Source organism: Bradyrhizobium sp. CCBAU 53338 (assembly GCF_015291665.1).
GTDB lineage: Bacteria > Pseudomonadota > Alphaproteobacteria > Rhizobiales > Xanthobacteraceae > Bradyrhizobium.
The window spans coordinates 2,061,764-2,074,215 of record NZ_CP030048.1 but is presented as its reverse complement, the minus strand read 5'-3'; the positions used below and the strand labels follow the sequence as shown (position 1 = coordinate 2,074,215).

Genomic DNA, 12,452 nt, shown 5'->3' with positions numbered 1-12,452 from the left:
AAACGCGGGGAGGATTGAGATGCCAGGACAGAGCGGGAAGCGTGGCCTGACGCGCCGTCAGGTCGTGGGTGCAGGTGGCGCGGCTGCGCTGGGGTTCGCTGCGCCGTGGCGATACGCGGCGGCGGCCAAGGTCGCGCCGATGACCATCGTGATCAACCAGTCGCCTTGGTTCAACAGCTTCCGCAAGACGGTCGAGCTCTACGAGAAGGAAACCGGCAACCACGTCGAGCTCGACGTCAATCCCTTTGCGGGATCGCTGGAGAAGCAGCGCAACTCCGTGCGTGCCGCGAACGGCCAGTACGACTTGCTGATCATGAATTCCGGATGGGTCGCCGAAATGTATTTCGGCGGTTTCGTCGAGCCGATCGCCGCGATCGATCCGTCCTTCAAGCTCGATCCTGATGTATACACGCTCGACAACACCGTCTATTTCGATGCCGACAAGAAGACGATGTCGGCCTCCGGCAAGCTGATGTCGGTGCCGATCTCGCCGCTGATCCCGCTGCTTTATTATCGCGGCGATCTCTACAAGGAAGCGGGACTGAAGGCGCCGGAGACGTTTGCCGAGCTCGAGGCCAATGCCAGGAAGCTGCACAAGCCGCCGAGCCGCTATGGCATTGTCCAGCGCGGCGCCCGCGGCCCGGCCTCCGTCAGCTACGACTTCTATCCCTATCTCTACGGCTTCGGCGGCGGCATCTTCAAGAACCAGGCGGCCGGCGACTATACCGTCACGCTCAACAACGAGGCCGGTCGCACCGCGCTCGACTATTACTTGCGGCTCGCCAAAGAAGCCGGCCATCCGCAGACCGCCTCCCTCGACCAGGCCGAGGTGATCCAGAACATGCTGACCGGCAAGGCCGCGCACATCAGTGTGGTGGTCTCGGCATGGTCGCAGATGGACGATCCCGACAAATCCGCCGTGGTCGACAAGGTGGAGTTCGCGGTCACTCCGCACGCGGAGGGCTTCTCGACCGGTCCCGGCCTCGGCCATTGGCTGGGCGGCATCGCACGCAACGTGCCCGATGATCGCAAGCGCAGCGCGCTCGAATTCCTGCGCTGGTTCCAGACCAAGGAGGCCCAGCTCGCCTATACCAAGGTCGGCGGCATTCCCGTCAGTGCGGCGAGCTCTCGCGACCCGATCGCGCAGGAGCGCCGCTACCGCTGGATGAAGCCGCTCGGCGAGGCCCTGCCGCACGCGGTCAACATTTACCAGTTCCCGCAAGCGAGCGAGGTGATCTCGATCCTCGAACTCGGCCTCAATCAGGCCGTCGCCGGCAATGCCACGTCGGTGCAGGCTCTCAACAGCATGGCCGAGCAGATCTTTGGCGTGATGTCGAAGCACAGCTACAATACCGGCAAGCTGCCCGCATTGCCCTGAGGCCAATGATGAAGCCTACCGCGAGCGCCACCGCGCAAATCGGCGCGGTGATGGCAGAACCATCCGCTTCGGCGGGGCAGCCGACGGCGGCTGATTTCCAGCGCGGCCTCGACGAGCGGCTGTGGCGCTGGCTGACATTGTCGCCGGCATTGCTGCTGTTGCTGGCACTCAGCGTGCTGCCGCTGGTCAATCTGTTCGCGACGAGCTTCTTCACCGTGAGCTGGAGCGGCGGCCATTCGAGCTTCGCCGCCGCGGGCCTGAACAACTACCGCGCGCTTGCCGGCGACACGCTGTTCCGCGCCGGCATTCTCAGCACCATTCTGTTCGCGGTGTTTGCCGTCGGCGGGCAGATGCTATGCGGCTTTGTGCTCGCGCTGCTCTGCACCGGCGTTACACGTGGTCGCTTGCTCTATCGCACCATCTTCATCCTGCCGATCCTGGTTCCCGGCATCGTCGTCGGCGCGATCTGGAAACTTCTGCTCAATTTCGATTTCGGCCTGGTCAACCAGGCCATCGCGCTGGTCGGTATCGATCCCCTCAACTGGCTCGGCTCGCCCAACACGGCCCTGGCTTCGGTGATCTTCGTCGACATCTGGCACTGGACACCGTTCTGCTTCCTGCTGTTTCTGGCAGGCCTGCAATCGCTGCCCCAGGATGTCTACGAAGCCGCCAAGATCGACGGAGCCAGCGGCTGGCAGGAGCTGACATATGTCACGCTGCCGATGATGCTGCCGACCATCATGGTGACCTTCGCCTTCCGCCTCGTGCTTGCGTTGAAGGTCTTCGACGAGGTCTATTTGCTGACAGGCGGCGGGCCGGGCACGTCGACCCAGGTCATGAGCTTCACGCTCTACCAGCGCTTCTTCCGAGAGGACCAGACCGGATATGGTTCGGCGATGTCGGTCGCGATCATCTTCATGACCTGCATTCTGTTGTCGGCCGCTTTTGCGGCGCGCGGACGGATGGGGGCTGCGAAATGACGACGCCTCCGAGAGCAGGCTCTTTGATCGTTCATGCGCTGCTGATCGCCGCGGCCCTGCTTGTGCTCATCCCCGTGGTCTGGGTCGTCGCTGCCGGATTCCGCACCCAGATCTCGCTGCTGTCAGGCGCGTTCTGGTTCACGCCGGTCCTGAAGAACTTCAACGAGGTGCTGTTTTCCAAGACCTCGGACTTCCTCGTCAACTACCGGAACTCGCTCGTCGTCGGCACGCTCAGCACGCTGATCTGCCTCGTCGCCGCCACGCTCGCCGCTTGGTCGCTCAACCGGATGTCCTGGCCGCGCTGGTTCGTGCACATCTTCCTCGGCTGGGCGCTGGTGTTTCACATGTTCCCGCCGCTGGCGCTGGCGAGCGCCTGGTTCACCATCATGCGCACGGTCGGCCTCGACAACACGCTGAGCGCCGTGGTGCTCGCGCATACCGTGCTCAACTTGCCGATGGCGCTGTGGCTGATGGGCGTATTCGTGCGCGACGTGCCGGTCGAACTCGAGGAAGCCGCCCGGCTGGACGGCGCCACGACGCCGGTCCTGCTCTGGCGGATCGTCCTGCCGATCATCGCGCCAGGCCTCGCTGCGACCGGCATTCTGACCTTCGTGTTCAGCTGGAACGATTTCGGCGTCGCGCTGACGCTGACCATGAAGCAGACCGCAACCGTGCCGGTCGCGATCGCCAAATTCGCCCAGGACTACGAGATTCTCTACACGCAGATGGCGGCCGCCGCCGCGCTGTCGATCCTGCCCGCACTCGTGCTGCTCATCATCGGCCAGCGCTACATCGTGGCGGGGCTCACGCAAGGCGCCGTGAAATAAGACGCGACCAACGAAGGAAATGCCATGAAGACGGTCTTCGTTCTCTTTGATTCCCTCAACCGCCATCTGCTCGGCGCCTATGGCGGCAAGCGAATTCCGACACCGAACTTCGATCGCCTCGCCGCGAAGACGCTGACCTTCGATCGCCATTATGTCGGCAGCCTGCCTTGCATGCCGGCGCGGCGCGATCTCCTCACCGGCCGGCTCAGCTTCCTGCACCGAAGCTGGGGCCCGCTCGAGCCGTTCGACAATGCGATGCCGGAGCTCTTGCATCACGCCGGCATCTATAGTCACCTCATCACCGATCACTTCCATTATTGGGAGGACGGCGGCGCGACCTATCACAATCGCTACGACAGTTATGAGTTCGTGCGCGGCCAGGAAGGCGATCCCTGGAAGGCGATGGTGCAGCCGCATTGGGAGCGGCTGCGCGAGATGTATCACGCGCGCCAGTTCACCACCGACCGGCGCAAGTACCACTCGCAGAACATCATCAACCGCGAGTTCATCAAGGAGGAGAAGGACTTTCCGTCGGTGCAGTGCTTCGCGCACGCCTTCGACTTCCTCGACCGCAATTACGACGCCGACAACTGGTTGCTCCAGCTCGAGACCTTCGATCCGCATGAGCCGTTCCACGCGCCGGCCCGGTTCAAGGCGCCGTTCGACAGCGGCTGGAATGGTCCGATCCGCGACTGGCCGCGCTATGGCCGGGTCGACGAGCTCCCGGCCGAATGCGAGGAATTGCGCGCAAACTATTACGCCGTGGTGTCGATGTGCGACTTCCTGCTCGGGCAGTTGCTCGACGATTTCGACCGCCGCGACATGTGGAAGGATACCGCCCTCGTCGTCACCACCGACCACGGGTTCCTGCTCGGCGAGCACGATTTCTGGGCCAAGAACCGCATGAACCTTTACGAAGAGATCGTGCACATTCCATTGTTCGTGCACGATCCGCGGCGCCCGCAACCCGGCGCGCGAAGCGGAGTCCTCACCCAGTCCATCGATCTTGCGCCGACATTCCTCGATCTCTTCGACGTGGCGCCGCCGCCCGAGATGGAGGGGCACTCGATCCTGAAGGCTGCGCGTTCCGCCCAGCCGTTACGGGAGGCGGCGCTGTTCGGGTATTTCGGCGGCGCCGTGAACATCACCGATGGCCACTATACTTATCATCGCTTTCCCGCCGATCTGAAGACGCAGGAGATCTTCCAGTACACGGTGATGCCGACGCACATCCGCTCGCCCTTCCTGCCGGAGGAACTCGCTGGCGCATCGCTGTCGGACGGCTTCCCATTCACCAAGGGCGCAAAGCTGCTCAAGGTCCCCGTGATCGAGCGCTCGCCAATGTATCTCAATTACGGCCCGGGCGCGCTGCTCGAGAACGACACGCGGCTGTATGATCTTGCGAAGGATCCAGGCCAGCAGCAGCCCGTGAAGAACGGAGCACAAGAGGCGCGCCTTGTCGCGCTGATGGCGCGTCTGATGGCGGCCAACGAGGCGCCGCCCGAAGCTTTCGGCAGGCTCGACTTGCCGGGACCGGCAGCCCAACGCGAGGTATCGTGATGGCCGCGGAGCTGCGCGCCAAGGTCGGCGATCTCAGGCAGTTCGCGAGCGTCCGGCGCGTCGTGCTCGATGACGGCGTGGAGCGCGGTGTGGCCGCGCTCGCCTTCTCCAACGGTGGTGGCCTCGATTTCTGGGCGCTCGCCGACCGGTCGCTCGACATCGGACCGCTGTGGTGGAGGGGCATGCCGGTGGCCTGGCAGAGCATGGCCGGTTTCCGCAGCCCGCATCTGCACCATCCGGAGGAAGAAGACGGGCGCGGCTACAGCCGCACCAATTCCGGATTCCTCGTCACGTGTGGCCTCGACCATTTTCGACAACCCATTCCTGGTCATCCTATGCACGGCCGGCTGCCGTTCACGCCGGCGCGTGTGACCGCCCAGGGCGAAGACTGGAACCGGTCTGAGCCCGTGCTGTTCTGCCAGGGCGAGGTCATGCAGTTTCGGTTTGGCGGCGAAGCGTTGCGCGTCAGGCGCCGGCTTGAGGCGCCAATTGGCGGCAACCTCTTGCGAATTCGCGACGAGGTGACCAACCTTTCAAACGATCCCACGCCGCAAGCGAGCCTTTATCACTTCAATTTTGGCTACCCCGCTCTCGCGCCGGGATCATCCGTGACCCTTGGCTCGCGGCGTCTGCTGGAGGTCAAGGCACTGCCTGATGTCTCGTTATTGTCGGAGTCCGTCAGCTTTCCCGCTGGCGATGAAGGCACCTCCGCGACTTGCAAACTGGCAACACCGTTGGACAACGACATGACGCTAGAGATCGCCATCACATTCGATGCCAGCACCCTTCCACATCTTCAGCTTTGGCACGATTTGCGGCCACATGCTTGTGTGCTTGCGATCGAACCCTGCACAAGCGCCAAGGTGAATGGAACCGAAGCGGTGCTCATGCCAGGCGAGAGTCGCGCCTACTCCTTGGACATCGAGTTTGAGATGAAATCCCAACGAGAGTGCTTGCTTTGAGCTGCTCCCACGATGTTGGGGGCCAAGACGCGGTTAGCTGGATTCACTGCCCGTTCATAGAAACCGAAACGCCAGACACAAACGAGCTTCTGGACCTCAGCTGCGCTGGCTTAATTCAGACCTCAATCTTGTTCACCAAAGGCCAGGGATCGACCTGCCAGCAAATCTCCGGCTGACCTTGACCTGCCACTGAGTATTTTCTTCACAAGGGTTAGAGTCCGGCCTGAAGAAGGACGGACAGATGAAGCGAGCAAGGTCTACGGAAGAGCAGATTTTCGTGGTGAAGGAGCATGAAGCCGGGGCGCAGACGGCCGATCTGGCTCGCAAGCACGGGATCTCCGAAGCGACGATCTACAACTGGAAGGCCAAATTCGGCGGAATGGATGTCTCCGAGGCTAAGCGGCTGAGGGCCCTGGAGGAGGAGAACGCGAAGCTGAAGAAGCTGCTTACCGAGCAGATGCTCGATGCAGCCGCCCTTCGCGAGTTCCTCTCAAAAAAATGGTAGGGCCGGCCGCCACACTGCTGTCGCACACCTACAGGCCGTCATGAGCCTGTCGGAACGGCGGGCCCGCTCGATCGTGGGCGCGGATCGGAAGATGGTCCGTTACCGCGCCGACGAGCGCCTAAAACGGGCCGGCCGCGACGAAGTTCCCGCGACCTCCCCGCCTGTGCCACCCTTGTCGAACGACGGAGCGGCAGCACCCTTCCCCACTGTGCTGGGATTCGCCAGGATGGTCTGGGCCGCGGCGATCCAGGCGCTGGCGCGCAATATGACGAGATCCGTGCTGACGATGCTCGGCGTGTTCATCGGCGTCGCTGCTCTGATCACCATGGTGGCGATCGGCCAAGGAGCCAACGAGGTAGTTCGCCAACAGATCGAAAGTCTTGGCACCAACCTGTTCGTCGTGGTGCCCGGCGCAACACGTCTTGGCGGGGCACGAGGCGGCTTCGGCAGCGCTTCAACACTGACCACCGCCGACGTTGCCGCCATCCGGCGGGAATCAGCCAATGTCAGCAGCGTAAGTTACCTGATCCGCCAGGGCGGGCAGATTCAGTACATGAACCGCAACTGGACGACGATCATCCAGGGGGTCAGTGCCAACTATCCGCCGATCACCAACTGGCGCATCGCCGAGGGCCGCGGCATCAGCCGCGACGAAGTGCGCTCCTCCGCGCTTGTGGCCGTGATCGGACAATCGGCTGCGAGACAGCTGTTCAACGTCGACCAGAGTTCAGTGGGCGCCATTGAAGAGCACCCCCGTGCGAGTCATTAGTCTTCTCGCTTCAAAGGGACAGACGGCTTATGGCCAAGACCAGGACGACATCGTGATGGTGCCGTTCACCAGGGCCGAGCGGAAGATCCTCGGCGTCGCTGCGCCATGGCAGAGCCAGAATCCCCTCAACTGGGTCTATCCGCCGAACCCAAATCCGTACAATCTGCAGCGGCGACTGGCCGGCTTGGTCAATCAGATCTATGTCCAGGCTACCAGCCAGGACAATCTGCCGGAAGCAGTCGCCGAGGTCACGCACATCCTGACCAGGCGCCACAACATCCGGCCCGGCCAGCCCAACGACTTCTCGGTGCGCAATCTCAGCCAGATCGCGGAGACCGCTCAGGGCAGCAGCCGGACGATGGCGATCCTGCTCGCTGCCGTTGCCTCGATCTCCCTCCTGGTCGGCGGCATCGGTATCATGAACATCCTGCTCGTGTCCGTGACCGAGCGCACCCGCGAAATCGGTCTGCGCATGGCGCTCGGTGCCCGCGGTATCCACGTCCTGCTGCAATTCCTGGCGGAGGCGGTGTTTCTCAGCGTCAGCGGCGGAATTGCCGGGATTCTGACCGGCCTGGTCTTCTCGCTGCCGTTGCCGCCTTTGTTCGGATGGCCTGCGGTGATATCGCTGTCGGCCGTGCTGGTGGGCTTCGCCTTCGCGGGCCGCCGTTGGAATCTTCTTCGGATATTATCCTGCCCGTAAGGCCGCCCGTCTCAACCCAATCGAAGCACTACGAGTAAAGCGGAGGGGCGGACTGCGGGCGAATAAATCGGAGGCCCTTGGCACGCCGGTTGATCTAAATCAGTAGGTCGTCGGATCAGTTTGGTTAGAAATGATGCGGGTCCGCTCTGGAGGATCACTCGCACGCATGAGGAACGGCATGGAGAAGAGCGATGCTGATCCAGAACCCTCGTGAACCACAAGCTCCGCGTTACGATCTGACGACGATTTGGCTCCACTGGGCGACCGTTGGGCTCATCGCCGCCCTGTGGGTAATTGGTCAGACGGCCGATTGGGTGCCGCGCGGCCCATTTCGGACCGGCCTGTGGTCTATCCACGTGATACTCGGACTTGCCACTGGGCTCGTCCTTCTGACGCGTGTCGCCTGGCGCGCGCATTTCGGGCTCGCTCTGCCGCCTGCCGACACCGGAATTCTTCATGCAATTGCAGGAGCTACGCATTACCTGCTGTACATCCTGCTCGGAGCGGTCGTTGTACTTGGCATCATCGATGCCTCGTATCGAGGCTTCGATCTGTTCGGAATCTGGTCCGTGCCGCAGTTCGGGACAGGGAACGCCGCGACCCGGCGCGACATCAATGAATGGCACGAGCTCGCGGCCAATTTGACAGTTCTTGTCGCTTTCCTGCACGCCTTGGCGGCGCTCGTCCATCAGTACGTCTGGCGCGACCGTCTGCTTGACCGCATGAGCCTGTAATTCCCCTTCCTGCCGCGACGAGCGGTCGCTCCTAGATTAGCCGGCTCGACGACCGGCTTACGCCAGAAGTGGCCGTACCCAATGAGGCGTCCGCCAATTTCCGCCATTTCCGCGGTCATTCTCTTGAGAAGTGTTGCTGCGGCCGACGGTAAAAAATAGATTTGCATGCGATGAAAGGGGAAGCACGACGGTCCTCCGCCGCCATAGCGAATTCTTATGGTGGGCCGCGGATGCCTGAAGGTGGACAGAAGCAGTAGGCGGATCGAAGGGAGGGCTCCTCTCGCTGCGCAGAATTTGTGCACGTCAGAGGCATCGCGACGCAATCCATGTTGCTGTGGCGATGTTCGCCGTTCACTCCTTGGCGAATTTGGCGATGGCCTTGACAATGGGCGAGCGCCATGTCGCTGCGGTCGTCAGCATCCAGCATTCATATTGAAAATCCGAGATCAGGCCCACCTCGACCAGATCTCCGCGCTCAAGCTCGCGTTCGAACACGAAGCGCGGACCGCGCGCGATATGGTCGGTCTCCACCGCCATTCGCTTGATGAGATCGTAGTCATCGGAAAGAAAAGCCTCGAGGCTGCGTTTCTGCGCATCGGCGATCATGCCGAGCCAAGCCCTGAAGTCCGGCGTAAGGCCGGCGCTCGCGAGCGGCAGGCGCGTGAATTCGGCAGCCGATAGCGGCGCGGCCTTCAGCGCTGGGTGGCCGGGACGTGCCACGACAATGTAACGATCCTCGAACACCTTGATGCGGATGAAGCCGTCCTGCGGTGTCGCCAGTTGATGATTGCAGAACACCAGATCGAACGTGCCGGCCCGCAACGCCCGCATCATCAGGTTCGGCCCGGCGTAGCGCGTGACGAACTGAAGACGAGGAAATGCCTGTGCCGCCTTCTGCATGACCTTCGGTAACGGATGCAGCCTGGTGGCGGGACCGACGCCGATCTTCAGCATGCCGGCTTCGCCTCTTGCCATCTGCTCGAGCTCGTGTCCGAGCGTGCCGACGCTCTGCAACAGCGTCGAGGCATGATCGGCGACGAACTGGCCATAGGAGGTCGGGCGGGCGCTGGTGTTGGTCCGCTCGAACAGCTGAATGCCGAGCTTGGCTTCGAGACGGCCGATGCTCTTGCTCAGGGTGGGCTGGGCGATGCCCAGCGCCTTGGCCGCGCCGCTGAAGCTGCCCGCGCGGCAGATCGCGACGATCTGTTCGAGGTGACGCAAATCCATGAAGCGACCATAGCAGATGCGTGCGGTCGCAACGAGATGGCATTATTTGCGCGCGTCCGGCACCCTGATCAGCACCGCGATCGCCGCGCTAAGCAGCAGGGAGACGCCGCCGGCGGCCAGCGCCAGCGAGAAGCTGCCGGTCTGGGTCTTCGCAACGCCGAAGAACCACGGGCCGACCGTGCCGCCGAGATTGCCGAGGCCATTGATCAGGCCGATGCCGACGCCGGCCACGCTCGCCGGCAGCACTTCGCCGGGCAGGGTCCAGAACGGGCCGAAGCGGCCGAGGAATGCGCCGATGCCGATCGAAAGGCAGATCACCGTGGCCCAGGTCCCGCCGCCGGTGAACTGGAGGACGATCAGCGGCACGCCTGCGGCGGCAGTTGCCGCGATCATGTGCCATTTGCGCTCGCGCCGCCGATCCGAGCTTATGGCCACCGCCAGCATCGTGACGATCCCGAGCACGGAAGGCACCGAGGCGAGCAGCCCAACCAGTCCGATCGAAAGTCCGGTTTCCTTCAGCACGGTCGGGAACCAGAAGTTCACACCCCATTCGGCCATCAACGCCAGGAAATTATAGAGCGCGAGCAGCAGCATGCTCGGATGCCAGAGCGTGGAGAGCCAGTGGCCGGAGATCGTTGCAGTGGTCTGTTCCGCCTCCGCCGCCAGCCTGCCTGTCAGCTCGGCGCGCTCGCGCGGCGGCAGCCATTCGGCATTGCCCGGGCGATCCTCGATCGCCCACCACCAGACCAGCGCCCAGACGAGGCCCGGAATGGCTTCGATCACGAACATCCAGCGCCAATGCGAATAGGTCAGGATCAGTCCCGAGATCGGACCCGCGATCATGGGCGCGATCGGGAAGGTGAGCAGGAAGAGCGCATTGGCGCGGGCTCGCTCCGCCTTCGTGAACCAGTTCCTGATCAGCACCAGCGTGCAAGTCAGCACGCCTCCTTCAGCTAGGCCCAGTGCGAAGCGGTTGAGCGCGAGCTCGAACGGCGTCTGCACGAGCGCCATCGTGAGCGAGATGAAGCTCCAGAGCAGCATCTGACACAGCAGCACCCGCTTGGGGCTCCAGGTCGAGGCCAGCCGTCCCGCCGGGATTTGCAGGAGGATGTAACCCCAGAAGAACAGGCCGTTGGCGAACCCGAGTCCGGCAGGCGTGAAACCGAGTTCGTCCCTGACAAAGGGCGCAGCCATCGACAGATTGGTGCGATCGACGAAGGCGAGCAGATACATCGTGAAGGCGACGCCTAGGATACGGGCCCAGCGGTTTTTCGCGAGGCGGATGGCGAAGAATGCCGTGTCCTGCGAAGGCCGGGATGAAGCCATCGTTGGGGGCCGTCGATCGATGCTGGAGGCTGGGGTCTCGCTCATGAGATCAACCCGGTCGGCACGGGCGTGTAGAGCTTCTTGGTCGGCAGGTTCGCCATGACCTGCTCCGGTCCGCCCTTGCTCTCGATCAACAGGCGCTGCGCCTCGTTGGCGTGGCGGTCTTCTTCCTCGGGGTTCACGATCGCGCGCAATTGCGCATCGAGCGCTTTCACCGTCGCGGCATATTCCGGCCGCGCGGCGAGATTGTTGCTTTCCTCCGGGTCGTTTTCCAGATCGAACAGCTCAGGCTCGAAGCGGACGTAGTAGATGTATTTGAACCGGCCTTTGCGCAGCATGTAGGACGCCGACGGCGAACCAGCGGCGTGATATTCGCTGAAGGCGATGCGGTCGCGATCATCGCCTTCGTTGGCGAGGCTGAACAGCGACTGGCCGGGGACGTCGTCGCCGTCAGCGGAAAGGCCGACGCCGTCGAGCACGGTGGGATAGGCATCGACCAGCGAGACCGGGGTCGAGGAGAGCTTGCCCGCGGGTATGCCTTCGCCGGCGACGATCATGGGGATCGCGACCGCTTCCTGATAGTGGTTGGATTTGCCCCAGAAGCCGCGCTTGCCGGCGTTCTCGCCGTGGTCCGACGTGTAGAGGATGCGCGTGGTCTCGCGCAGTCCCGCCGCATCGAGTGCGCCGAGCACGCGGCCGACCTGCGCGTCCATGAAGCTGACGAGACCGAGATAGGCCGCGAGCGCGCGGCGCTGGTCCTGTGGATTGGGCGCGCCGCCCGACAACAGGTCCGCGAGCCAGGGATGCGGCTGATAGCCGGAGCTCGGGCCGTAGGTCGGATCCGGCATGTCCTCGATCGGGTAGAGGTCGAAGAATTCTTTCGGTGCCACCAGCGGATAGTGCGGTGTCACGAAGGAGACGAACAGCGCCCAGGGCTGTTGCGATCCGGCAGCCTCGTGCAGCCATTGCGTGGCGATGTCAGCGACGCGGCGGTCATATTGGGTGTACTCGCTCTCGCCGACGCTGGCCGCTTCGGCAATCGCCGAGCGCTTGCGTGGCGGCGGCACGAAATCGGGGAACTGCTTGCGGATCGACAGCTGGATCATGCCGACGCCGCCGGTGATGTGCATCGGGATATGCTGCTTGTCGAAGCCGGTCGGATCCTCCTCGAGCCGGTAGTGCAGCTTGCCGACGGATTCGACGCGCACGCCGGCCGCCTGGAGCTTGTGGCCCCAGCTCGGCACCCGTCCGTCATAGGCGATCGAGTTGTCCCAATATTCGATGTCGTGGATGTAACGGCCGGTGGCGAAACTGGCGCGGGCCGGCACGCAGATCGGGCAGCTCGTATAGGCATCGACGAAACGCGTGCCGCGCGCTGCCAGCGCATCGAGATTCGGCGTCTTGGCGAGCGGATGTCCGGCACAGCCGAGCATGCTGGCGTTGTGCTCGTCGGACATCAGAATGAGCAGATTCTGGGCCTTCAA

Annotated in this window: 11 protein-coding genes and 1 pseudogene; 9 read left to right on the top strand and 3 right to left on the bottom strand. The window is 63.2% G+C overall.

The annotated features are described in order from the left end of the window. The first annotated feature begins 19 nt into the window (after window positions 1-19). The 9 genes and pseudogenes from XH90_RS09705 to XH90_RS09670 all read left to right on the top strand — a co-directional run bounded on the left by XH90_RS09705 (window position 20) and on the right by XH90_RS09670 (window position 8,415). Entirely contained in the window at window positions 20-1,378 is a 1,359-nt protein-coding gene (locus tag XH90_RS09705; RefSeq protein WP_194480812.1) for an extracellular solute-binding protein, read from the top strand. Window positions 1,379-1,383: 5 nt separating this feature from the next. Then, window positions 1,384-2,358 (top strand): carbohydrate ABC transporter permease, encoded by a 975-nt coding sequence (locus XH90_RS09700; RefSeq protein WP_194480804.1) that lies wholly within the window; start codon window positions 1,384-1,386, stop codon window positions 2,356-2,358. Further along, the gene (locus tag XH90_RS09695) at window positions 2,355-3,185 is read left to right on the top strand and encodes a carbohydrate ABC transporter permease (RefSeq protein ID WP_194480802.1); all 831 of its coding nucleotides are present in this window, start codon (window positions 2,355-2,357) and stop codon (window positions 3,183-3,185) included. The genes XH90_RS09700 and XH90_RS09695 overlap by 4 nt, the downstream gene beginning before the upstream one ends. Window positions 3,186-3,209: 24 nt before the next feature. Beyond that, window positions 3,210-4,745, top strand: a complete 1,536-nt coding sequence (locus XH90_RS09690) for a sulfatase (protein WP_194480800.1) — start codon at window positions 3,210-3,212, stop codon at window positions 4,743-4,745. Beyond that, window positions 4,745-5,707, top strand: a complete 963-nt coding sequence (locus XH90_RS09685; RefSeq protein WP_194480799.1) for a DUF4432 family protein — start codon at window positions 4,745-4,747, stop codon at window positions 5,705-5,707. The genes XH90_RS09690 and XH90_RS09685 overlap by 1 nt, the downstream gene beginning before the upstream one ends. 241 nt (window positions 5,708-5,948) lie before the next feature. Next, window positions 5,949-6,321 (top strand): annotated as a pseudogene (locus XH90_RS38865) (transposase); the annotation flags it as partial. A 117-nt stretch (window positions 6,322-6,438) separates the two neighbouring features. Further along, window positions 6,439-6,981, top strand: coding sequence for an ABC transporter permease (locus XH90_RS38860; RefSeq protein ID WP_371748333.1), 543 nt, complete (start codon window positions 6,439-6,441; stop codon window positions 6,979-6,981). Continuing rightward, window positions 6,968-7,681 (top strand): ABC transporter permease, encoded by a 714-nt coding sequence (locus XH90_RS38855; RefSeq protein WP_246755748.1) that lies wholly within the window; start codon window positions 6,968-6,970, stop codon window positions 7,679-7,681. Before XH90_RS38860 ends, XH90_RS38855 begins: the two co-directional genes overlap by 14 nt. A gap of 191 nt (window positions 7,682-7,872) precedes the next feature. Further along, window positions 7,873-8,415, top strand: coding sequence for a cytochrome b (locus XH90_RS09670; RefSeq protein ID WP_194480797.1), 543 nt, complete (start codon window positions 7,873-7,875; stop codon window positions 8,413-8,415). A 351-nt stretch (window positions 8,416-8,766) separates the two neighbouring features. Here the strand turns inward: XH90_RS09670 and XH90_RS09665 are convergent, their stop codons facing one another. Genes XH90_RS09665 through XH90_RS09655 form a run of 3 tightly spaced genes read right to left on the bottom strand, consistent with a single transcriptional unit; the run spans window position 8,767 to window position 12,452 of the window. After that, a complete protein-coding gene (locus XH90_RS09665) occupies window positions 8,767-9,642 on the bottom strand; it encodes a LysR family transcriptional regulator (protein ID WP_194480795.1) in 876 nt (291 codons plus the stop codon). A gap of 42 nt (window positions 9,643-9,684) precedes the next feature. Next, window positions 9,685-10,968 carry an MFS transporter gene (locus XH90_RS09660; protein WP_194480793.1) on the bottom strand — a complete coding sequence of 428 codons (1,284 nt, stop codon included), beginning with the start codon at window positions 10,966-10,968 and terminating at the stop codon, window positions 9,685-9,687. A 41-nt stretch (window positions 10,969-11,009) separates the two neighbouring features. Next, a complete protein-coding gene (locus XH90_RS09655) occupies window positions 11,010-12,452 on the bottom strand; it encodes a sulfatase-like hydrolase/transferase (protein ID WP_194480790.1) in 1,443 nt (480 codons plus the stop codon).